The organism is Faecalibacterium sp. BIOML-A4 (genome assembly GCF_009679665.1).
GTDB lineage: Bacteria > Bacillota > Clostridia > Oscillospirales > Ruminococcaceae > Faecalibacterium > Faecalibacterium taiwanense.
Genome location: NZ_WKZG01000003.1, coordinates 80,385 through 103,226 on the forward strand (window position 1 = coordinate 80,385; position 22,842 = coordinate 103,226).

Sequence of the window (22,842 nt, forward strand, 5' to 3'; positions counted from 1 at the left end):
TTCCTACCGGACCACAAAAAAAGCTGCTGCAACAGCTTTGCGCTTTGCAGCAGCTTTTCATTTCACTTATATCTGCTTTTTTTTGCAGATCATCCAGCTTTCCGTCATGCGCCCATCATATCGTCGAACCAGTTCATCAGCTCCACCGAGAGGTGCTCCAATCTGGTCTGGGGCTTCCAGTCCGGCTGAGCAGGCTGCGGAGCCTCTGGCCCGGGCTGTGGAGGCTGTTCGGCCTCCGGCTCCGGCCGCGGACTCTGCGCTGCCGATGGTTCCGGCTGCGGGGGCGTATGCGCCGCAACCGGCACAGGCCGCACAGCTTCCGCATGGCGGGCCAGCTCCTGACGTAGCTGCTCTGCATGAGCGCTCGCGCACTCAGCCTCCTGCCGCGCCTGCTCACAGGCCGCTTCCAGCTGGGCATTTTCCTGCCGCAGCGCGGCCATCTGCCGTTCACAGGCAAACAGACGGGTCTGATAGCGCAAAATTTCCGCACTGGCCGCTGCCAGCTTTCGGTTCATCTGCTCCAGCTGGGCACACACCGCCTTGGGCGGCTCTGCCGGAGCCTTTGCCGCGGCAGACTGGGCACAGCGCTGCCGCGAACCATTGTTCTGCTGCCTGCCCTGCGCCATGGTGTCCCTCCGATCCATCCGATACGCCTGATCTGCTTATGACGGCCAGCTTTTTATCTGCGCTTGTTCAGCATGGCCATCAGCTGGTCGTAATAGCCATTATCGCTGTTGTCCTCTTCCACGGGCTTTTCAGCAGTGGGTGCCGGTGCAGCGCCGCCTGCGGCAGAAGCTGCCGGGCTTGCAGTCTCGCTGCTGAACACAGCAGACGGAGTGGACTGTGCGCCGCCCATTGCATTGCTGATGCTGCTGCGCAGGTCGCTTGCGCTCTTGTTGTCAAAACCGGTAGCAACCACGGTCACACGCATCTCGTCCGAGAGGTTCTCGTCGAACGCAGTACCCCAGATGATGTTTGCATCGGGATGTGCGCTCTGGGTAATGAGACCTGCTGCGGTCTCCACATCCTCCAGACCGATGTCCGGGCTGGAAGTGATGTTGATGATCACGCCGTGTGCACCGGCAATGCTGGTCTCCAGCAGCGGAGAAGAAATGGCAGCCTTTGCGGCGTTCTCGGCCTTGCCTGCGCCCTTGGCACTGCCCACGCCCATGTGTGCGTAGCCGGCATCCTTCATGATGGAGCGCACGTCGGCGAAGTCCAGGTTGATGAAGGCAGGCACATTGATCAGAGCGGAAATGGACTCAACGCCCTGACGCAGCACGTTATCAGCTGCCTGGAAGGCATTCATCAGGGTGATCTTTTCCTGACTGATCATCTTCAGGCGCTCATTGGGAATGACGATCAGACTGTCCACATGCATGAGCAGGTTTGCAATGCCCTGCTCTGCCAGACCCATCTTGCGCTTGCCCTCAAAGGAGAAGGGCTTGGTGACGATGCCAACGGTCAGGATGCCCAGATCATGTGCCACCTCGGCCACAACGGGTGCTGCACCGGTGCCGGTGCCGCCGCCCATACCGGCAGTGATAAACACCATCTGGGAACCCTTGAGCGCATTTGCGATCTCGTCCTTGCTCTCTTCAGCGGCGCGCTGGCCGATCTCGGGGTCTGCACCGGCACCGCGGCCCTTGGTCAGCTTGGAACCCAGCTGCACCTTGGTGGCAGCGTGGTTCTTGGCCAGAGCCTGCTGGTCGGTGTTCATTGCGATAAATTCGACGCCCTGCAGGCCGTCGCTGACCATGCGGTTGACAGCGTTGCCGCCGCCGCCGCCCACGCCGATCACCTTGATCGTCGTAACGTTTTCGTCCATTTCTTCATCGAGCATGAGTGCCATAACTTTGTCCTCCATCGGATTTTATCGTAAAACTGCGCATAGCGCACAGAAATTATCTGCTTACACTTATATAACTGTATCGTATCATCTTTTTGCCCTGAATGCAAGTCAATTTTGCTTTTTTGAAGGTGTTTTTTTCTCGCTGGCGCTTTCCCGCGGCATTTCCCGCTCAATTTGGGCACCAAGTTCCGCCAGCATCTGTGCAAAACCGGCATATCCACGGTCGATGTAACCGGTGTCGGTAATGCGGCTCTGTCCCCTTGCCGCCAGCGCGGCCACCACCAGTGCCGCGCCTCCGCGCAGGTCCGCAGCCCGTGTACACGCGCCCTGCAGCTGCCGCACCGGCCGGATGTCCAGTGTGCGTCCCTGCACCTGCACAGCGGCTCCAAAAGCCGCAAAACCCTCTGCACAGCCGAATCTCCGCTCAAACACCACATCCTCGATGCTGCTGGCGCTGTCGGCGGCAAGCATGGCAGCAGCAAGCAGCGGCGCTGCGTCTGTTGCCAGTGCCGGGTATACCCCGGTAAACACTCTGCCCGCGCCGTGCAGCGCGCCCAGCCGGGTAATGACCGCACTTTCCGGCCCTGTTTCTACCCTGCAGCCCATTTGTGCCAGAATTTCCAGCAGCGGTGCATAGGTCTCCGGCCTGCAGCCGGTCAGTTCCACCCGGCCTCCTGCCGCCGCGCAGGCACAGGCAAGGGTGGATGCCACGATGCGGTCGGCCATGGGCGCAAAGCTGCAGCTATACAGCATTCGTCTGCCCTGCACCCGGATGGTGCTGGTGCCCGCGCCCTGTACACAGCCGCCGCAGCGGTTCAGGAATGCTGCCAGATCGCTGATCTCCGGTTCTCGTGCGGCCCCGCGCAGGACCGTCTCGCCCTGCGCCGCAGCTGCTGCCAGAAGCAGGGTCTCGGTAGCACCCACGCTGGGGAACCCAAGTGTGATGTCCGCACCGTGCAGCCCGGCAGGCGCTGTCAGGATCAGCCTTGCCCCCTCCTCCCGGCAGTGCACGCCCATCTGCGCAAGGCCGGAAAGGTGCAGGTCCACCGGCCTTGCACCAATGCGGCACCCGCCGGGCAACACCGTTTCCACCCGGCCAAGCCGCGCCAGAAGCGGTGCGCAGAACAAAATGGATGCCCGCATCCGCGCGGCGGCTTCCGGCGCAAGGCGGCAGGTGGAAGGCACGCCCTGCACCGTGATGTCGCTGCCCTGCCAGCGGGCCGTGCAGCCCGCACCCTGCAAAAGCTCCACGCTGGTGTCCACATCCGCAAGATGCGGCACCTGCAGAAAACGCACCGTGCCATTGCACAAAAGGGCCGCTGCCAGCAGCGGCAGCACGCTGTTTTTGGCTGCCGGGATGTGTACTGTGCCGTTCAGCGGCATGCCGCCTGTGATGATAAGATCTCCGCCCATGCAAAAAGCCCCCGTTCCGCAAAAGATACCTCATGCTATGCGGCGCGAAGGCTTTTTGTTTATTTTGTCTGCGGTTGTGTCATTTGTTTGTCCGGTCATTTGTGGCTGCACCGGCAGCGGATGCTGTCGTTTTATGGCAGGGAGCGCCCGGTTTTATGTCTCCCCGCGGGACACTGACAGCACGATGCCCATTTCGCCCAGCAGCATCATCAGACTGGTGCCGCCGGAGGAAAAAAACGGCAGGCTGATGCCGGTATTGGGGATGGTGTTGGTGACTACCGCCATATTCAACACTGCCTGCAGGGCCACCTGCACCACAAAGCCCACTACCAGCAGCGCACCGAACCGATCCGGTGCATGCGCCGCCAGCGTGATGCCCCGCCACAGCAGCAGCGCAAACAGCAGGATCACCGCGCAGGCTCCCACAAAGCCAAGCTCCTCGCACAGGATGGAAAAGATGAAGTCGTTCTGCGGTTCGGGCACGAACAGGTGCTTCTGGCGGCTGCTGCCAAGGCCAAGGCCCGCCGCGCCCCCGGAGCCGATGGCATACAGGCTCTGGATGGTCTGGTGGCCGTCGCCCAGCGGATCGGCAAAGGGGTCCAGCCATGAGCTGAGACGGCTGGCCGCGTAGGGCACAAGGTCCGGCATAATGATGATGGCAGCTCCAATGGCCGCTGCACCGCCCGCCCCGGCCAGCACGAACCACTTGAGGCCGGTGCCGCCCACGAACATGAGCACCGCGCCGATGCCCAAAATGAGCACGGTGCCGGAGAGGTGCGGTTCCAGCAGCATGAGCACGGCCACCGCTCCCAGCACCAGTGCAAAGGGCAGCACCCCCACCGCAAAGCTGCCCATGCGGTCGTGGTTGAGCGCAATGATATGCGCAAACACCAGCACCACCGCAAATTTGGCGATCTCGCTGGGCTGCAGTGTGCCCAGGCCCGGCAGCACCAGCCAGCGCTTGCAGCCGTTGTACTCCGGCATGAACAGCACCGCCGTCAGCAGTACCATTGAAAGCGCCAGCAGCGGCCATGCCAGCTTGTGGTAAATATGGTAGTCCACCCGGCTTGCCATCCACATGGCCCCGATGCCCAGCGCAGCATACAGCAGCTGCGGCCGCAGGTAGGCAAAAGCATCGCCCCGCCGGTACAGCGCCACTGCACTGCTGGCACTGCCCAGCATTACAAGGCCAAAGCCCACCAGCGTGAGCACCAGCACCAAAAACGGCAGGTCCATGGCCGGCAGATGCCGCAGCGGCAGGCCGCGCTTTGCATGGGCAGCAGCTTTGTGCATCCGTATCACCTCCGTTCCTTTATTGTACGCGGCGGCGGTGCCGGTTAGTCATAGACCCAGCGCACCGGCGCATACATTCCATTTGAAAGAGAGGTGCCTGCCATGCCAAAACCGGAGCCGCGCCCCTTGCGCACCCTGCCGGAACGGACATTCCGTGCCCGGGCACGGCTGGTGGCCGCGTTGATGTGCTGCGTCTGCTTTGCGGGGCTGGCCGCGCGGCTGGCGTATCTGCAGCTGTTTGCGGGCGGCTGGTATACGAACCGCGCCCTCGGCCAGCAATTGCGCGATACTGTGGTGCCTGCCGACCGGGGCCGTATCTACAGCGCCGACGGTGTACTGCTTGCCGCCAACAGCAGCTGCTGGACATTGCGGGCCTCCCCGCGCGAGATGCCGGAGGAAAAGCTCAGCCTTGCCGCACAGGGCCTTGCGGAAATATTGGAGCTGGACGAAGCGAAGCTGCTGGAAAAATTCAGCGACCGCACCTCCAACGACTGCCTTTTGCGCTACCGCGTGGAGCGCGACACCGCCGACCGCGTGCGGGATTTTTGTGAAGAGAACGGCATCACCGGCATCCGCATCAATCAGGACTCCAAGCGCTGGTACCCGGAGGGGGAATTTCTGGCCAGCGTGCTGGGCTTTACCAATGTAGACAACGCCGGTGTGAGCGGGCTGGAGCTGAAATATAACGATGTGCTCACCGGGCAGAATGGTGTGGTGCTCACCGCCGTCAACGCTTGGGGCTACACACTGGAGCAAAGCTACGAGACCGAAAAAGTGCCCTTGGAAGGCAGCGGCCTGCGGCTGACTGTCGATGCCAACATCCAGCATTACCTTGAAAACGCGCTGGATTATGCGGTCAAGGAGCATCATGTGGCGGCGCGCGCCGTGGGCATCGTGATGGACGTGAACACCGGGGCCGTGCTGGCCATGTCCACCACGCCCGCCTACGACCCGAACCAGCCGCGCGTGATCTACGATGCAGCCGCCCGCAAGGCCGTGGATGCCCTTACCGGCAGCGAGCGCGCTGCTGCCCTGCAGCTGGCCCAGCAGACCCAGTGGCGCAACAAGGCCGTCAGCGACCTGTACGAGCCGGGCAGCGTGTTCAAGCTCATCACCTGCGCCGCCGCGCTGGATGCCGGGGCTGTGAGCAAAAACTCCACCTTTTACTGCGGCGAGTCCATCTCGGTGGCGGGCACACGGTTCCACTGCGCCAACCACAAGCGCCACGGCAGCCAGACCGTGACCCAGGCGCTGGAAAATTCCTGCAACCAGAGCTTTATCCAGATCGGCGCGCGGCTGGGCAAGGAAGCCTTCTGCGATTACTTTGCCGCTTTCGGCCTGCGGGAGCCAACCGGGGTCGATCTGCCCGCCGAACCAAAAAAGAGTCTGTACTACACCGCCGACCGCATGGGGCCGGTGGAGCTGGCCTCCTGCGCCTTCGGCCAGAGCAGCAAAATCTCCTATATGGAAATGGCCGCAGCCGTGTGCGCTGTGGTGAACGGCGGCAGGCTGATGCAGCCTTATCTTGTCAGCGATATCCTGAACCCGGACGGCAGCATTCTGCAGCACACAGAGCCGGTGTGCAGGCGGCAGGTGATCAAACCGGAAACTTCTGAAACCATGCGTGAGATGATGGAAGCCGTGGTGCTCTACGGCGGCGGGCGCAATGCCCGCATCCAAGGCTACCGGGTGGGCGGCAAGAGCGGCACCAGCCAGAAGCTGGACAGCGCCGACGAAAAAGCCCGTATTGCCAGCTTTGTGGCCGTGGCTCCCATCGACGACCCGCAGTTTTTGTGTCTGGTGTGCTTGGACGAACCCCACAGCTGGACGACTGCCGGCGGCAGCCTTTCGGCCCCGGTGTGCGCCGAGGTTCTGGAACAGACGCTGGTGTACAAGGGCGTGCCCCGCGCCGTGGAACCGGAAACCGAAACCGATCCCGCCCAGACCGCTGCCGACCTGCCCGCCGACGGTGACAGCTTTGACGGGGCATAAGCAAAAAACGGCCCCGGAAAGGTCTTCCGACTTTCCCGGGGCTGCAATGTTTTTTGTTTAATTCTGCTGCGGCTGCTCGCGGAAGACGATCTCGCCGGTCTCGCTGTTCATGGACTCCACAATGGCAAGGCTCTCCAGCTGGATGCCCTTGCTGCGGATCAGCTCGCCGCCCTGCTGGAAGCCCTTTTCCACAGCAATGCCGATGCCCTCCACTGTGGCGCCGGCTTCCTTGGCCAGATCCAGCAGGCCCATCAGAGCGCAGCCGTTGGCAAGGAAATCGTCAATGATCAGCACATGGTCTTCCGGGGTGAGGAACTTTTTGGAGACGATCACATTGTAGATCTTTTTGTGGGTGAAGGACTGGATCTTGGTTTCGTAGTTGTTGTAGTCCAGATTGATGCTCATGGACTTTTTGGCAAATACCACCGGCACGTTGAACTCGCTGGCCACGATGGCTGCAATGCCAATGCCGCTGGCCTCGATGGTGAGCACCTTGTTGATGGGCTTGCCTGCAAACAGGCGCTTCCACTCCTTTGCCATCTCCCGGAACAGCGGAATGTCCATCTGGTGGTTGATAAAGCTATCCACCTTGAGCACATTGCCCTCGCGTACGATACCATCTTTGCGAATACGATCTTCCAGCATCTTCATAGTGCAGCAATTCCTCCAACCTGATTTTTTCCATGCCCATGCGTTTGCAGCGCATATTTCTCTTTTTATTTCACCTAGTATACCGGATGCTCTTTCCTTTGGCAAGAGGTTTTCTTGATAAATTTATAGGTTTTCCGCTCTTGTACTTTTTACAGATTCGAGTATACTGTAGTTAATATAAGGTGTGTCCGGCATCTGTGCACCGGCACACAGGAGGGGAGAGCATATATGAAAACGGGTCTTGTGCTGGAAGGCGGTGCCATGCGCGGCATGTTTACCGCCGGTGTTCTGGATGTATTGATGGAGCATGACATCGTGCTGGATGGTGCCATTGGCGTTTCGGCCGGTGCGGTGTTCGGCTGCAACTACAAGTCCCATCAGATCGGCCGTGTGATCCGCTACAACACCCAGTATTGCAACGATAAGCGCTACGCAAGCTTCGGCAACCTGCTGCGCACCGGCAACCTGTACAGTGAGCAGTTCTGCTACCACACCGTGCCGGAAAAGCTGGACGTGTTCGACGCAAAGGCATTTGCAGAGAACCCCATGGACTTTTTTGTGGTGTGCACCGATGTGCGTACCGGCGACCCCATCTATCACAAGTGCCGCACCGGCGATGCCGAGGATATCCAGTGGATGCAGGCATCCGCTTCCATGCCGCTGGCGGCCAAGATCGTAAAGATCGGCCATTATCAGCTGCTGGACGGCGGCATTGCCGATTCCATCCCCGTGCGGTTCTTCGAGTCCATCGGCTACAAACGCAACCTCATTGTGCTGACCCAACCCAAGGGCTTTGTGAAAAAGAAGAACAAGATGCTGCCCGCCATCCGGGCACGCTACCTGCGCTACCCCGCTTTCGTGGAAGCCGTTGCCGACCGTCACGAACGCTACAACGAAACGCTGGATCACATTGCCATGCTGGAGCAGACCGGCAAGGCGTTCGTCATCCGCCCGCCCATCCCGCTGGAGATCGGCTCCATGGAGCGCGATCCGGTCCAGCTGCGCCGCGTCTACGAGACCGGCCGTGCCGTTGCCGAAATTCAGGTGGATAAGATCGCCGCCTTTGTGAACGAATCCAAAGCTGCAGCGGAAGAGTAACGGCGGCACAAACAGATATCCTGCATGTGCATAGCCCCCACGGGGAAGCAGCTCTTTTGATCGAAGCGCAGGTGCGCAGCCAGAAGGTCTACATGTGATGTTTTCGCGGCATCACGAAAATGTTAACGTCAACAAAATCATGGTATAGCAGCAGCCCCGGTGAACCTGACGGTCCATCGGGGTTGTTTTTGCGCCGTCTTCAACGACATCGCCGCAGCTGTTCGAATCCACCCTCGAGAGTGAGACTTAAGATGCCGGGCAAAACAAAAAACCAGCGTAATTTCTACGCTGGTCCTTTTGGTGGGCGCGGGTGGATGTCGCGAGCCGCGCATCTAAAAAAGCCCCGCAGGGGCTTTTTTGCCCTCCGGACTATTCGGCGGGCCGATGCTGTTCGAATCCACCCGCCCAGTGAGTCTGGCTTTGCAGCAAAACAAAAACCTCAGCGTACTTGCATACGTTGAGGTTTTTTGGTGGGCGCGGGTGGATTCGAACCACCGAAGCTGAAAGCAGCAGATTTACAGTCTGTCCCCATTGGCCACTCGGGAACACGCCCATATTCAGTTTTTGCAGTCCATGGATTGCCTGTATATATTACCACCCGGATGGTAGTTTGTCAACATCTTTTGCGGAATTTTTGGATTTTTGTGCCGAAAGCAAAAACACAAAAGCAAAAGCCGCCCAGAAATCAACGTTCCTGAGCGGCTTTTTGGAGCTGGTGACAGGAGTTGAACCTGCAACCCACTGATTACAAATCAGTTGCGCTGCCATTGCGCCACACCAGCATGGACCAAGCGGTCTTTTGATAGAATACCAAAAAACGCGCGGCTTGTCAATATCTTCTTGGCGCGCAAAAAAACAACCCATTCCCCAAGCAGTATACTATACCGTTTAACAAATGAGGTGCCATTGCCATCAGTTCATACTTTCGTCTGCTTTTAGCATTCTTTTCTGTTGTATCACGTTTTGATACCAGGAATTTTCAACGCAATACATCGATAATAAAATCGAACCATTCGATTCTATTATCATAAAAACCCCACAGGAACCGCGGACGGCTCCTGTGGGGTTCAAAGTCTGTTGTATTCTTTTTTGAGCAGCGGGCTGCTTCAGCGGGCAAGGGCCTGCTGGATCTTTGCAAAATCCTCCAGTGTGAGGGCTTCCGGGCGGATGCGGGCATCAAAACCGGCGGCTTCAATGGCGGCTGTCACCGCGTCCTTGGGCATCCCCAGGCCGCTGGCAATGGCGTTTGCAGCCGTTTTGCGGCGCTGTCCGAAGGCGGCACGCACCAGCGCAAAATAGCCTTCTTCGTCCTCCACCTGCACAGCGGGCTGCGGACGGATCTCCATGCGCACCACGGCGCTGGTCACCTTGGGGGCCGGGTAAAAACTGCCGGGCGCAGCGGTGAACATCATTTTGGAGGTGGCATAGTAGCTCACCGCGCAGCTGATGGCGCTGGATGCACGGGTGCCGGGCGCAGCAGCCAGACGGTCGGCAGCTTCCTTCTGTACCATGACGGTCAGGCTTTCAATGGGCAGGCGGTCGCCCAGCAGTTTCATGACGATGGGACTGGTGATGTAGTAGGGCAGGTTAGCGCACACAGCCACCGGCATACCGGGGAACTCTTCCGCAATAAGAGCCTTCAGGTCAACTTTCAGTACATCCTGTAATACCAGTTTAAAATTGTCCACTCCGGCCATCGTTTCGGCCAGCAGCGGCGGCAGGCGTTCGTCCACTTCAATGGACACCACCTTGGCGGCGCGCTTTGCCAGTTCCCGGGTCAGCACACCGATGCCGGGGCCGATCTCAATGACACCATAGCGCTTATCCACGCCGCTGGCATCCACGATCTTGGGCGGCAGACCCGGATTGATGATAAAGTTCTGTCCAAAACCCTTGGAGAGTGCAAAATCGTATTTTTCACACAGGGCGCGGATCACCGAGAGGTCGGTCAGTTCGGGCATAGATTCCATCCTTTTTCATAGTACGATTTGAATGCCCTCCGCGTCGCTTTGGGCATATTCAGCGGAAATATTATTATAATATGGCAACCCAGCCAAACCTGCGGGTCTGGCTGGGTTGCATTTTCACGAGAAGGGATCAATACGGCAAACAGCACCGCAATAAACCGGTTTCCTTTTTACAAAAAGAAGCCCATGCAGCATTTCTGCCGGTTTTACCCTTTATTCTGCGCTGGATGCTGCTTCGCCGCCGGCTTCTGCTTCGGTGGAGGAAGCCGTTTCCTCAGAAGAAGCGTTCTCCGGCTCAGTGGCAGCGCTGTCGGCCTCTTCGGAAGCAGCAGTCGAAGAAGCTGCTTCGTTGACACCGCCCAGAGTCGTGGTACCGCTCAGCTGCTGTGCTGCGCTGACCGCACGCTGGATCTGCGGGTCATCCTCGGGGGTATAATCGTAGAAATTCGTGGTCTCTTCGGCACTGAGGGCACGCTCCACATCCACGCTCAGGCCTGTGCCATCAAAGCAGGAGCCGTCGCCGCAGATGAGCTTTGCCACCGTGATGCTCACGGCGCTGCCATCCGAAAGGCGCTGCGGGCTGCTCTGGATGGTTCCCTTGCCCATGGTGGTGGTGCCCACCAGACGTGCGCCGTTCATAGTGCGCAGGCTGGCAGCAAACAGCTCTGCGGCGCTGGCGGTGTTGCCGTTGACCAGACAGACGATGGGCAGCTCCACCTTGCTCTCATCGTCGCTGCTGCCAATGATGGTGCGGTTTCCGTTCTTATCCTCGGCATAGGCCACAGTGCCTTCCGGGGCGATCAGGTCGATGCAGCTGATGGCATCATCCAACACGCCGCCGCCGTTATCTCGCAGGTCGAACACAAGGCTCTGGGCACCGCTGGTAGTGAGAGACCGGATGGCATAGTCCAGCTCGCTGGGCGTGCTGCCGTCGAACTGGCGGATCTTGATGTAACCCACGCTGTCCAGCATCTGGTAGTCCACGGTGGTGCTGGTGTAGCCGGAGTGGGTCAGGTCCGTCGTCCGGGAAGCAGCCTTGCTGTCGAGCCATGTAACATTGACGATGGTGCCGGCTTCGCCCTGCAGGCGGGACTGCACGGCATCCACCCCGGAAAGGCTCTTCACATCGGTGCCGTCAATAGCAGTGATGTAATCGCCCACCACGATACCGGCTTCCTGCGCAGGCGAGTCCTCATACACCCTGGTCACTCTGGCATAGCCGGTCTGGTCCATGCCAAGTTCCACGCCAATGCCCATCACCTTGCCGCTCTGCTGGTTCATCAGCTCGGTGTAGGCGTTGGCGGTGTAGTAACGGGCGTACTTGTCGCCGGTACCCAGCAGATAGCCTGCGGTCAGGCGGTCGTACAGCACCGTTTCATCAATGGTGTAGTAGTCGTTGCTGCGCACATAGCGGTCCACCTCGGCCACTTTGTTGTACATGCTCTCCTTTTCCTTCACGCTGCTCACCGTGCTGTCAAACAGACGCATGGCAATGAGCATGGTAATGGAAAAGGTCACGGTCATGGCAAGGATCACAATGGTGACAGCCATGCCCACAGAGATTTTACGGTTCATGCTTGCCCCTCCCTGTTAATACAGCAGCATCATGATCACACTGCTCAGCAGCGAGAGTGCAAACACGCCTGCCAGAACAAGGCAGCCGATACGCAGCCAGCGCTTGTGTTTTTGTTCGTTCATAGAATACCAGACTCCTTATAAACACACTCAGTTGTGCGGGAACGGGATATAACCGCGCGGATTGACCGCATTGGCCTTTTTGCCGCCCTTCCAGACTTCCAGATGCAGGTGGTTGCCGGTAGAGTTGCCGGTAGAGCCAACGTAGCCGATCAACTCGCCCTGCTTGACATACTTGCCTGCGCTGGTGGCGACCGACCTCATGTGGCCGTACAGGGTGCTGTAGGCGTTGCCGTCCGACATGCTGCCGTGGTAGATGATGACATAGTTGCCATAGCCGCCGCTGGACCAGCCCGCCACCTGCACATAGCCGCTTGCGGCTGCGTAGATGGGGGTACCGCCCGGCGCAGCCAGATCAATGCCGGCATGCAGTCTGTTCACGCCGGACACCGGGTTCTTGCGCCAGCCGTACTCACTGGAAATGCGGGTATAGCTCTTCAGCGGGCAGGCAAAGCCGGTAAAGCTCAGCTGCGGCTTGCTGGATGCAGCGGCCGCGATCAGCTTCTGGATCTCTTTCTTGACGGCCTCATAGTTCAGCTCGTCCGATTCAATAGCGGCCTGTGCCGTCTGCTGGGCCTTCTGGGCATCCTGTGCAGAAAGCTGCGCCGCAGAAATGCTGCTGTTCAGCTCGCTCTGCTTTGCCTTCATCTGGTAGTTCTGGGTATCCAGCTCCGCCTTCTGGCTCGTCAGCTCCTTGCGCTGGGCTTCCAGCTCCACCTTATCTGCTTCCAGAGCGCTCTTGGCGGCCTTCATATTGTCCATGATCTCGGTATCTTTGATGGAGATATCCTGCATGACCTCGTTGAAGGTGAGCAGCTCATACAGGTCATTCACTGCGCTCAGCATGGCCACGCTGCCGCCGTCGCGCAGCTCCTGCATGGCAGCCATGTGCTTTTTAAAATCGCCCCACTGGCCGTCGATCTCGGTCTGCTTCTGGGTGATCTCCGCCTCCTTGGCGGTAATCTTCTGCTCGGTCTGGCCGATGCTGTTCTGTACCGCCGCGATCTGGGTGCTCAGCACACCGATCTGAGACTGAATGACGCCCACGCGCTCCTTCAGCTCACTTTCCAGCGCTTTTGCCGCAGCTTCCTTTTTCTTTGCGTCCGAAAGCTCCTTCTTGTGCTGGTCGATGGATTTGGAAAGGCTGTTCAGCTTGTTTTGCAGGCTGGCCATGCTGGTGGCTGCCGTGGCCGGCTGGAAGCTGACGCTTGCCGCAAGGCATACCGCCGCCAGGCACAGACTCACGCCGCGCAGCAGCTTGCTGCGGGCAGGCTCCGGCCGTGCATGGCGCGGCGTATGGCCGGGCATCTGCAGCCGGAAGGGCTTTGCATGAAGTGCTTTTTTCATGTGCGGCTCCTTTCGATCACACGTTCAGGTGCTTGCGGATGGAGAACATACTGCCCAGACCACCCACAACGGCACCGCCGATGAGGCTGTACGGGATGATAGTGGACCAGACGGCGCTCACCGGCACCAGTGCCTGACCCATGATCATTTCCCACACGCCGCCCAGACCGTCGGAGGCCTGCACCATGTAGGAGTAGCCGCCCAGACTGATTGCTGCAGTGAGCACGCCGGAGATCAGGCCCATGGCCAGACCTTCCACAACGAAGGGCAGAGTGACCAAGCCGTTGGTGGCACCCACGTACTTCATGATCTCAATTTCGCGGCGGCGCGCAAACACGCTCAGGCGGATGGTGCTGCCCACCGTGATGATGCTGACGACCATCAGCACCAGCACGATGCCGCGGCCCACTTTGGTAACAGAGCGCTGCACCTGCACAAAGACGTTGGTCATTTCCACCGGGGCGGTAACGCTGTACACGCCCTGAATGGCCTGCATCTGCTTGCTCATGCTCTCCATCTGGCTCAGATCCGCGATGGAAACGCGGTAGTTGGCCTTGAAGGGGTTGTCATTTTCAAACTCATCCCACAGGGAGGAGTAATCTTCCATGTAATTGCGGTAGGTGTTCAGCACGTCCTGCTTGGAGACGAACTGCACATTGGTCACGCCGGGCATTGCCGCCAGCTTTTCGCCCACGGCCTGCGCAGTGGCATCATCACACTCCGGGTCCAGATAGACCACGGTCTCGTTCTGGCTGCCCAGATAGTTCACCATGCTGTCCACGTTCACCTCGGCAAGACTTGCAAAGGTGTTCAGGGTCATACAGACACTGAGGGACAGGATGCACACAAAGGTCATGGCCCAGTGCTTGCCCAGATTGCGGATGCCGCGCCGGATCAGAAAAAAGAAGGTAGAAGGTCTCATCATACGGTGGCCGCCTCCTTTTCTGCGGTGTCAGCAGGTTCCAGCTCGGTCTCGAACAGGCGTTCTTTGCGCTCTGCGCGTGCGCGGATGGCTTCCTTGTCGGCAGGCACATCCGAAATGATGCGGCCCTTTTTCAGGGTGACGACGCGCTGGTGGAACTGGCGCACCAGCTCGTGCTCATGGGTAACGACCACCACGGTGATGCCCGTTTCGCTCACCCGCTCCAGCAGCTCCATCATTTCCAGGCTCAATTCCGGGTCGATGTTGCCGGTGGGCTCGTCCGCAATGACCAGCTTGGGGCCGTGGGCAAGGGCGCGGGCCACAGCCACGCGCTGCTGTTCACCGCCGGAAAGGGTGTCCGGATAGGCCTTGGCCTTATCCTCCAGATGCACCAGCTCCAGCATGTACTCCACACGGTCGCTGATCTCCCGGCGCTTGACGTTGGTCACATGCATGGCAAAGGCGATGTTCTCGTACACAGTCATGGTGGGGATCAGCCGGAAATCCTGAAAGATAATGCCCATCTGACGGCGCAGATACGGCACCTGATGGCGGTGCAGGCTGGCAACATCCTTGCCCAGAACGGTCACCTTGCCCTCACTGGGCAGCTCTTCGCGCAGCAGCAGCTTGAGCAGGGTGGATTTGCCTGCGCCGGAATGGCCCAGCAGGAACACGAACTCGCCGTCGTCCACATGGAGATTGATATCGTCCAGTGCCAGCGGTCCGCCCCGTTTATATTCCTTGGAAACGTGTTCTAAATCGATCATAGGGTAATATTAGCTCCTGACATTAAAATCTGTTTTCACAGCAAAAAGAACCGGCCAGCATCGGTTTCGAGCGGCCGGTTCTGCACTGCAGGCAGAGCCTGCAGCTTATTAGTATTTGGCCGGATTGTTGGACAGGTACTTCTTGACCATCAGTGCTACCTTAAAGACGATAGCATCGTCGAACTCACGCAGATCCAGACCAGTCAGCTTTTTGATCTTTTCCAGGCGATACACCAGCGTGTTGCGGTGCACAAACAGGCCGCGGCTGGTTTCAGACACATTCAGGTTATTCTCGAAGAAGCGCTGGATGGTGAACAGGGTCTCCTGATCCAGGCTTTCGATGCTGCCCTGCTTGAACACCTCGCGCAGGAACATCTCGCACACGGTGGTGGGCAGCTGATAGATCAGGCGTGCAATGCCCAGATTATCGTAGCGGATGATCTGCTTTTCGGTGTCGAACACCTTGCTCACTTCCATGGCGATCTGCGCTTCCTTAAAGGAGGTAGCCAGATCCTTCACGTTGGAGATGGGGGTGCCGATGCCCACCACAGCCTTGATGTAATGCTCGCCGGACAGGGTATCCACGATGCTGGCAGCCAGCTTTTCCATATCGGTGCGGTCGATGCCCTTGCGGATCTCCTTGACCAGCACGGTATCCGTCTCGCTGATATTGAACACAAAGTCCTTCTGCTTGTCGGGGAACAGGCTGCTGACCACATCGTAGGCGGAGATATCGCCGCCGCTGGTAACACGCACGATGAACACCACGCGGGAAACATCGGTGGCAAAGTGCAGCTCACGGGCCTTGGCATAGATATCGCCGGGCAGGATGTTATCCAGCACCACATTCTTGATAAAGTTGGACTTATCAAACTTTTCGTCGTGGTACTGCTTGATGCTCTGCAGGCTGATGGACAGCATGGCAGCAAACTGACCAGCCGTCTCGTCCACGCCTTCCACGAATACTGCATAATCATTATGCTTGGCGCTGGAGAACTGCTGATAGGTGTAGCCATCGCGCACAAAGCGGTCGCCTGCGGTCAGACGCTCCGCCATGAAACCCTCGCGCACCTCGCCAATCAGGTTCAGTTCCGAGCAGGAAATAACAGCGCCGGTCTCATCCACCACGCCGACCACCCGGTTGATCGCGTCTTTCATCTGGTAGATCACGCTTTGAAATACTCTATTGGCCATAATGGATACCCCTTTTCCTCGTTTGTGCAAACCGCAGCGGCAGCCGGTCGTGATTTTTAACAATTTAGCTGCATTACATTTTATATTTTACACAAAAGAATTTACTTTTGCAACATATTTCAACAAAAAAGATAGTTTTTTCTTGTGAATATTATCTTCAGGGGCCATTCTGAACCAAAAAAGTGCCTTTTTGCGTGGTTCTGCCCCCTATTCTACCGGAAAAATGTGTTGCTTTTTTGAAATTCGGGTGAAAAGCCGACCCTGTCAGCTGGAAATTTTTGACACTTCTTCGGCAGAAAGCTCCCGCCACTGGCCCGGTGCAAGGGCCGGGTCGAGTGCAAGGCCGCCGATGGCATCCCGGTGCAGGCCGTTCACGCCTGCGCCGTACACGCCGAACATCCGCTTGATCTGGTGGTATACGCCCTGCTTGAGCACCACCCGCACAGTGCAGCCGTCGGCAGAAAGGGCCGTCACCTCCGCAGGCGAAAGCGCTGTGCCGTCGGCAAGGGTCACGCCCGCCGCAAAGCCGGTGCGCATCTGCTCGGTCAGCGGCGTGTCCAACACCACGGTGTAGGTCTTGGAGACGTGGCGCTTTGGAGCAAGGATGTCGTGGGCAAAGGTGCCGTCATCGGTCAGCAGCACAAAGCCGGTGCTGGTCTTGTCCAGCCTTCCCGCCGGGAACAGCTGCCGCCGGAGATAGGCATCCCCCACCAGATCGACCACGGTGGTGTCGCGCTTGTCGGTGGAAGCGCTCACCACGCCCTCGGGCTTGTTGAGCATGATGTACACGAACTGCTGATAGCTGAGTGCTCTGCCATCCACAGCCACAGTGTCACTTTCTTTGAGCTGGGTGTCCCCTTTTTTGCAGACAGCACCGTTCACCTGCACCCGCCCTTTGGAAAGCAGCGCCTTTGCTTCGCTGCGGGTGCACTGGGCCGTCTCGGCTAAGTATTTATCCAATCGCATACGCGGTTCTCCTTTGTTGATGATGCTCCCAGTGTAGCATGACAGCGGATTTTTCTCAAGGGGGGACAGGCATCAAAAAAGGCCGCCGCCTTTCGGCGACGACCTTTTAATATTTACTGCAGCTACCCGGCAGGACGGCAGGAAGTTTCTCCAGCGAATGTCCTGGGGGTGGGACCCTGCCGCCGCAGGCGGTAGGGCGGGACTGGAGTCTTGCAACAGCGGCGACCGCTGCCCGCGGCAGAAAACAGGGAGAAGCTGTTGGGGCAGCGGCCAGCAAGACGCAAGCGATAGCGAAGCGGATGCTGGGTGCCGCAACCCGTCGCTGTTCGCGGAGAAAGCTCCCTGATGGCCTGCCCTATTACACGCTCAGGGATGCGTGCTGCTCCACGGCATCGGGGTTAGCATCGAAGATGGGCTTGAGCACATTGGCGATGAACTCCTCCACCTGCTGCGGTGCACGGCCCACAAAGTTCTCCGGCACAAGGCCCGCCACGATCTCCTCGCGGGTCAGGCCAAAGGCAGGGTCGGCAGCAATACGGTCCACCATATCGTTGGGCAGGCCCTCTTCCTTGACCTGCTTGCCGGCGGCGATGGCGTGCTGGCGCAGACGCTCGTGCAGCTCCTGACGGTTGCCGCCCTTTTCCACAGCCTGCATCATGATGTTCTCGCTGGCCATGAAGGGCAGCTCTGCCATCAGACGGCTGCGCACCACCTTGGGATACACCACGATGCCGTCGGTGACGTTGAGCATGATGTTCAGGATAGCGTCGGTGGCAAGGAAGCCCTCAGCCATGGCGACACGCTTGTTGGCGCTGTCGTCCAGCGTGCGCTCAAACCACTGGGTGCCGGTGGTGAAGCTGGGGTTCAGCACATCTACCATCAGGTAGCGGCTCAGCGCGCAGATACGCTCGCAGCGCATGGGGTTGCGCTTGTAAGGCATGGCGGAGGAACCGATCTGGTTCTTTTCAAACGGCTCTTCCATCTCCTTGAAGTTAGCCAGCAGACGCAGGTCGGTGGCAAACTTCATGCAGCTCTGGCCAATGCCGGCAAGGGCGTTCAGGATGAAGGCATCCACCTTGCGGCTGTAGGTCTGGCCGGACACGGGGATGACGGCCTTGGGGTCAAAGCCCATCTCCTTGGCGATGGAAGCATCCACGGCGCGGATCTTATCGGCATCGCCCTTGAACAGCTCCATAAAGGAAGCCTGCGTGCCGGTGGTACCCTTGACACCGCGCAGCTGCAGAACAGCAAGACGGTGGTCGATCTCCTGCAGGTCCATCACCAGCTCGTTGGCCCACAGGGTGGCGCGCTTGCCCACGGTGGTGGGCTGAGCGGGCTGGCAGTGAGTGTAGGCCATGCAGGGCATGTCCTTGTATTCCTCGGCGAAGCGGCCCAGCTTTGCCAACACACCGATCAGCTTTTTGCGCACCAGTTCCAGACCCTGACGCATCACGATGATGTCGGTGTTGTCGCCCACATAGCAGCTGGTGGCACCCAGATGGATGATGCCGGCAGCCTTGGGGCACTGCTGGCCGTAGGCGTACACATGGCTCATCACGTCGTGGCGCACCAGCTTTTCGCGCTCAATGGCCACTTCATAGTTGATATCGTCCACATGGGCTTCCAGCTCAGCCACCATATCGGGGGTGATGTTGGTCAGGCCCTGCTCCATTTCGGCCCGGGCCAGCGCCACCCACAGGCGGCGCCATGTGCGGAACTTGTTATCGTCCGAGAAGATATACTGCATCTCGTCCGAGGAATAGCGGGTGGAAAAGGGGCTGATATAACGATCATGCTGAGACATTGATTGTTTCCTCCTGAAAGTGACTCCCCCAGTCGCCTTCCGGCGACAGCCCCCTCGGGGAGGGGGCCTTTCAGCCTCCCTCTCCGAGGGGGGGTGGCATCGCATCAGCGATGACGGAAGGAGTTTTTCTCTATTCTACCATCAAATCTTGAAATAGTCCACGCCGCCCTCAAAGATCGGCTGATATTTGTCACCGGTAACGTTCTTGTACAGGTACTCGCCGCTGCGCTCCGAGTGGCCCATCTTGCCGAACACACGACCATCCGGGCTGGTGATGCCTTCGATCGCCAGCACAGAGCCGTTGGGGTTATAGCTCTGATCCATGGTGGGATTGCCCTCGATGTCCACATACTGGGTGGCGATCTGGCCATTCTTCATGAGGGTGTCCAGCACCTCCTGCGGAGCCACGAAGCGGCCCTCGCCGTGGCTGATGGCAACGGTGAACTGTTCGCCCACCTCGCACTTGGACAGCCACGGGCTGCCGGTGGATGCAATGCGGGTGCGCACCAGCATGCTCTGGTGGCGGCCAATGGTGTTGAAGGTCAGGGTGGGGTCATAGGGAGTGATGGGGCGGATATCGCCGTAGGGGACCAGACCCAGCTTGATGAGAGCCTGGAAGCCGTTGCAGATGCCCAGCATCAGGCCATCGCGCTGCTGCAGCAGACGGCGCACCGCCTCGGTGACCTCCGGGTTGCGGAAGAAAGATGCAATGAACTTTGCACTGCCGTCCGGCTCGTCGCCGCCGGAGAAGCCGCCGGGCAGCATGACGATCTGGCTGTTATCAATGGCCTTGACCAGTGCCTTGCAGCTCTCGGCCACGTCGGCGGGGGTCAGGTTGCGGATGACCAGGATCTCCGGGTCGGCACCGGCGCGGGCAAAGGCCTTGGCGGTGTCGTACTCGCAGTTGGTGCCCGGGAACACCGGAATGATGACCTTGGGCTTTGCCACACCGATCTTGGGTGCGGCGGGTGCGGTCAACTTGCCGTTGATCTTTTCCACGGTGGGGCCTGCCTTGCGGTAGGGGTACACCGGCTCCAGCTTGCCTTCCCAGATCTCCTGCAGCTGGGCCATATCCAGCTTTTCGCCGCAGGCTTCAAAGACGTATTCCTTGGTGGTCTCGCCCAGGATCTCACCGGCGGGCGAATCGGACACCATTTCCAGAACGATGGAGCCATACATGGGCTGGAACATCTCATGGGTGGTCTTATCCGCACGCATCTTGAAGCCGATGTGGTTGCCAAGGCCCATCTTGAACAGAGCCTCGGCAATGCCGCCGTAGCCCACAGAGCAGGCGGATGCCACCATGCCCTCTTCGATCATGTCCTCCACCATCTTGTAGTTGGCCTTCAGGGAGAAGAAGTTGGGGCAGCCGGTCTCGGGGTCGATGATAGGCCGTACCAGCACCACCGTGCTCTCCGGCTTCTTGAATTCGGTGGAGACCACCTTGTTTGCCTTGCCGATGGCGGTTGCAAAGGAGACCAGCGTGGGAGGCACATCCAGCTTTTCAAAGGAGCCGGACATACTGTCCTTGCCGCCGATGGATGCAATGCCCAGACCCATCTGGGCATCCAGTGCACCCAGCAGAGCGGCCAGCGGCTTGCCCCAGCGCTCCGGGGCGGTGCCCAGACGCTCGAAATATTCCTGGAAGGTGAGGTAAGCATCCTCATAGCGGAAGCCGGAGGCCACCAGCTTGGTAACGCTCTCGATGACAGCCATCTGAGCGCCCTTGTACTGGTCTGCGCTCATCAGGAAGGGGTTGAAGCCCCATGCCATGCCGGAGCAGGTGCTGGTCTCGCCGTCCACCGGCAGCTTTGCCACCATGGCGTTCTGCGGGGTCAGCTGATAGGCACCGCCAAAGGGCATGAGCACGGTGGCGGCACCAATGGTGGAGTCGAACCGCTCAGACAGGCCCTTCTTGCTGCAGACGTTCAAATCGCCCACCATGTTCTTCATCTTCTGGCTGAAGGTCAGGCCCTCCCACTGGGGCTGCCAGACCGTGGCCTTTTCCACATGGACCTTCTGGTGCTTCTCGGCACCGTTGGAGTTCAGGAACTCGCGGCTGATGTTCACAATGGACATACCGTTCCACACCATGTTCAGGCGGGGCTCAGCCGTCACCTTTGCCACCGGAGTGGCCTCAAGGTTCTCTTCGTTGGCGAGGGCAATGAACTTGTCCACGTCCTCGGGGGCCAGCGCCACAGCCATGCGCTCCTGGCTCTCGCTGATGGCCAGCTCGGTGCCGTCCAGACCCTCGTACTTCTTGGTGACCTTGTTCAGGTCGATGTACAGGCCGTCGGCCAGCTCACCGATGGCAACGGACACACCGCCTGCACCAAAGTCGTTGCAGCGCTTGATCATCCTGCAGGCATCCTCGCGGCGGAACAGGCGCTGCAGCTTGCGCTCGATGGGAGCGTTGCCCTTCTGCACCTCGGCACCGCAGTGCTCAAGGCTGTCCAGCTTGTGGGCCTTGGAAGAACCGGTAGCACCGCCCACACCATCACGGCCGGTGCGGCCGCCCAGCAGAACGATGACATCGCCGGGGGCGGGGCACTCGCGGCGGACGTGGGAAGCGGGGGTAGCGCCTACAACGGCGCCGATCTCCATGCGCTTTGCCACATAGCCGGGGTGGTAGATCTCGTCCACCTGACCGGTAGCAAGGCCGATCTGGTTGCCGTAGGAGGAATAGCCTGCGGCAGCAGTGGTCACCAGTTTGCGCTGGGGCAGCTTGCCGGGCAACGTCTCACTGACCGGCTTGAGCGGGTCGCCTGCGCCGGTAACGCGCATGGCCTGATAGACGTAGCTGCGGCCGGACAGCGGGTCACGGATAGCACCGCCGATGCAGGTAGCCGCACCGCCGAAGGGCTCGATCTCGGTGGGGTGGTTGTGGGTCTCGTTCTTGAACAGGAACAGCCAGTCCTCGTCCTTGCCGTTCACATCGCACTTGATCTTGACGGTGCAGGCGTTGATCTCGTCGGACTCGTCCAGATTTTTCAGGATGCCCTGCTTCTTCAGCTCCTTGGCGCCGATGGTGGCAAGGTCCATCATGCAGCGGGGCTTGTTCTCGCGGCCCAGATCGGCGCGCATGGCCATGTAGCGGTCAAAGGCCTTCTGCACCACGGCATCGTCGATCTGCACATCGTCCAGAATGGTGCCGAAGGTGGTGTGGCGGCAGTGATCGGACCAGTAGGTGTCGATCATCTTGATCTCGGTGATGGTGGGGTCGCGGTGCTCCGAGCGGAAATACTTCTGGCAGAACTCGATATCGCCAAGATCCATGGCAAGGCCGTTGTCCGCAATGAACTTTTTCAGCTGCTCTTCGTCCAGCTGGTTGAAGCCCTCCAGCACCTTGACCGGGGCGGGCACGGGGTACTCCATTTTCAGGGTCTGCTTGGTGTCCAGCGAAGCCTCGCGGGCCTCCACCGGGTTGATGACGTATTTCTTGATCTCGGCCACCTGCTCGTCGGTCAGGGTGCCTTCCAGCAGATAGACGCGGGCAGAGCGCACCAGCGGGCGCTCGCCCTGACTGATGAGCTGGATGCACTCAGCAGCGGAGTCGGCGCGCTGGTCGAACTGGCCGGGCAGATACTCCACTGCAAAGGACACGCCGTCGCTGGCGGGCAGCTCGGCATAGGTGTTATCCACCGGCGGCTCACTGAACACGGTGTTTGCACACTGGTTGAACAGTTCTTCGTCGATGCCTTCCACATCGTAGCGGTTCAGCAGACGCAGACCGGTAAGCGACTGGATGCCCAGCAGGCTGGTCAGCTCATTTTTCAGGCCGGTGGCTTCCACATCAAAGCCGGGCTTTTTTTCCACATAAATACGATAGACCATTGGGTAGGTTCCCCCTTTGTTTTCTTTGAACCGACCCTCTCAGTCAC

At 59.3% G+C, this 22,842-nt stretch carries 16 protein-coding genes and 2 tRNA genes; 2 read left to right on the forward strand and 16 right to left on the reverse strand.

The window, feature by feature from the left end; translation table 11 throughout:
* Positions 1–104: 104 nt before the first annotated feature.
* From GKG34_RS03160 to GKG34_RS03175, 4 genes are all read right to left on the reverse strand, one after another.
* A complete protein-coding gene (locus GKG34_RS03160; RefSeq protein WP_154274765.1) occupies positions 105–644 on the reverse strand; it encodes a hypothetical protein in 540 nt (179 codons plus the stop codon).
* 35 nt (positions 645–679) lie between these two features.
* Positions 680–1,852 carry a cell division protein FtsZ gene (ftsZ, locus tag GKG34_RS03165; RefSeq protein ID WP_044954030.1) on the reverse strand — a complete coding sequence of 391 codons (1,173 nt, stop codon included), beginning with the start codon at positions 1,850–1,852 and terminating at the stop codon, positions 680–682.
* A gap of 108 nt (positions 1,853–1,960) precedes the next feature.
* Positions 1,961–3,265 (reverse strand): UDP-N-acetylglucosamine 1-carboxyvinyltransferase, encoded by a 1,305-nt coding sequence (locus GKG34_RS03170; protein ID WP_154255582.1) that lies wholly within the window; start codon positions 3,263–3,265, stop codon positions 1,961–1,963.
* A 153-nt stretch (positions 3,266–3,418) separates the two neighbouring features.
* Positions 3,419–4,558 carry a putative peptidoglycan glycosyltransferase FtsW gene (locus GKG34_RS03175; protein ID WP_005944435.1) on the reverse strand — a complete coding sequence of 380 codons (1,140 nt, stop codon included), beginning with the start codon at positions 4,556–4,558 and terminating at the stop codon, positions 3,419–3,421.
* Between the two features lie 102 nt (positions 4,559–4,660).
* Here GKG34_RS03175 and GKG34_RS03180 point away from each other — a divergent pair, with 102 nt between their 5' ends.
* Positions 4,661–6,550: a penicillin-binding transpeptidase domain-containing protein gene (locus tag GKG34_RS03180; protein ID WP_154255583.1), complete on the forward strand. Its 1,890-nt coding sequence runs from the start codon at positions 4,661–4,663 to the stop codon at positions 6,548–6,550.
* Positions 6,551–6,607: 57 nt separating this feature from the next.
* On the opposite strand, the gene GKG34_RS03185 is transcribed toward GKG34_RS03180, so the two are convergent.
* On the reverse strand, positions 6,608–7,201 hold the full coding sequence (locus GKG34_RS03185) for a xanthine phosphoribosyltransferase (RefSeq protein ID WP_097775238.1): 594 nt from the start codon (positions 7,199–7,201) through the stop codon (positions 6,608–6,610).
* 228 nt (positions 7,202–7,429) lie between these two features.
* Between GKG34_RS03185 and GKG34_RS03190 the strand changes: the two genes are divergently transcribed.
* Complete coding sequence (locus GKG34_RS03190) at positions 7,430–8,299, forward strand: patatin family protein (RefSeq protein WP_154255584.1); 870 nt, start codon at positions 7,430–7,432, stop codon at positions 8,297–8,299.
* 468 nt (positions 8,300–8,767) lie between these two features.
* Here the strand turns inward: GKG34_RS03190 and GKG34_RS03195 are convergent.
* The 11 genes from GKG34_RS03195 to GKG34_RS03245 all read right to left on the reverse strand — a co-directional run bounded on the left by GKG34_RS03195 (position 8,768) and on the right by GKG34_RS03245 (position 22,795).
* A tRNA-Tyr gene (locus GKG34_RS03195) sits at positions 8,768–8,852 on the reverse strand.
* Between the two features lie 154 nt (positions 8,853–9,006).
* Positions 9,007–9,081, reverse strand: a tRNA-Thr gene (locus GKG34_RS03200).
* Positions 9,082–9,405: 324 nt separating this feature from the next.
* Positions 9,406–10,260 (reverse strand): 16S rRNA (adenine(1518)-N(6)/adenine(1519)-N(6))-dimethyltransferase RsmA, encoded by an 855-nt coding sequence (rsmA, locus tag GKG34_RS03205; RefSeq protein WP_044954033.1) that lies wholly within the window; start codon positions 10,258–10,260, stop codon positions 9,406–9,408.
* A 219-nt stretch (positions 10,261–10,479) separates the two neighbouring features.
* Complete coding sequence (locus tag GKG34_RS03210; RefSeq protein ID WP_154255585.1) at positions 10,480–11,841, reverse strand: S41 family peptidase; 1,362 nt, start codon at positions 11,839–11,841, stop codon at positions 10,480–10,482.
* A gap of 150 nt (positions 11,842–11,991) precedes the next feature.
* Positions 11,992–13,308, reverse strand: a complete 1,317-nt coding sequence (locus tag GKG34_RS03215; RefSeq protein WP_154255586.1) for a M23 family metallopeptidase — start codon at positions 13,306–13,308, stop codon at positions 11,992–11,994.
* A gap of 16 nt (positions 13,309–13,324) precedes the next feature.
* The gene (locus GKG34_RS03220; protein ID WP_120020906.1) at positions 13,325–14,233 is read right to left on the reverse strand and encodes a permease-like cell division protein FtsX; all 909 of its coding nucleotides are present in this window, start codon (positions 14,231–14,233) and stop codon (positions 13,325–13,327) included.
* Positions 14,230–14,997, reverse strand: coding sequence for a cell division ATP-binding protein FtsE (gene ftsE, locus GKG34_RS03225; protein ID WP_097781588.1), 768 nt, complete (start codon positions 14,995–14,997; stop codon positions 14,230–14,232). Before ftsE ends, GKG34_RS03220 begins: the two co-directional genes overlap by 4 nt.
* Before the next feature lie 108 nt (positions 14,998–15,105).
* Positions 15,106–16,191: a helix-turn-helix domain-containing protein gene (locus GKG34_RS03230; protein WP_005944450.1), complete on the reverse strand. Its 1,086-nt coding sequence runs from the start codon at positions 16,189–16,191 to the stop codon at positions 15,106–15,108.
* 264 nt (positions 16,192–16,455) lie between these two features.
* Entirely contained in the window at positions 16,456–17,157 is a 702-nt protein-coding gene (locus GKG34_RS03235) for a pseudouridine synthase (RefSeq protein ID WP_154255587.1), read from the reverse strand.
* Positions 17,158–17,515: 358 nt separating this feature from the next.
* Entirely contained in the window at positions 17,516–18,961 is a 1,446-nt protein-coding gene (purB, locus tag GKG34_RS03240; RefSeq protein WP_044954035.1) for an adenylosuccinate lyase, read from the reverse strand.
* Positions 18,962–19,102: 141 nt separating this feature from the next.
* Positions 19,103–22,795 (reverse strand): phosphoribosylformylglycinamidine synthase, encoded by a 3,693-nt coding sequence (locus GKG34_RS03245; RefSeq protein ID WP_154255588.1) that lies wholly within the window; start codon positions 22,793–22,795, stop codon positions 19,103–19,105.
* Between the last annotated feature and the right edge of the window lie 47 nt (positions 22,796–22,842).